At 56.9% G+C, this 504-nt stretch carries 1 pseudogene; it reads right to left on the reverse strand.

Going from position 1 to position 504, the window contains the following annotated elements:
• Positions 1 to 64: 64 nt before the first annotated feature.
• Positions 65 to 504 (reverse strand): annotated as a pseudogene (gene tnpA, locus VI234_RS21235) (IS200/IS605 family transposase); the annotation flags it as partial.

The following is a 504-nucleotide window of genomic DNA, read 5'->3' on the forward strand; positions in this document are numbered from 1 at the left end:
TCTACTGGCGGAGCAGGCCGAGTGCCTCGGGGCTTGACCCCGAGGGTGAAGGCCGTAAGCCCCGTTAAACGTGTTCCGTTCGCTCGATATACTGCTCAATCGTGTCGGTCGAAACATCACCCGCCGTCCCCACGTAGTACGATTCCTCCCAGAACCCACCTCCCCACAGATACTCCTTCAAGTACGACTCGTGCTGTTCCCACATCTCCCGCGCCGTGATGCTCTTGACCGTTCGCACAATCTCGCTCGGCGCATGCTTCGGGTGGGCTGACAGGAACAGGTGTACGTGGTCGGGTGAGATGTGGAGTCGTTCGAGAGACGCAGTCTCTCGTGATCACGAAAATCTCCGATTTTCGGACGACGACAGTATCTCGTAGCCGTACTCGTCGCACATGGCACGGAAACTCGCTTCCAGCGAATCCTCGATTGGTTCGAGAATGGTATGGCGGTACTTCGGACACCACACGAAGTGGTAGTTAATGTTGTACACCGTGTGGTTCGACC

It is taken from the genome of Haloarcula sp. CGMCC 1.2071 (genome assembly GCF_037078445.1).
GTDB classification, from domain to species: domain Archaea; phylum Halobacteriota; class Halobacteria; order Halobacteriales; family Haloarculaceae; genus Haloarcula; species Haloarcula amylolytica.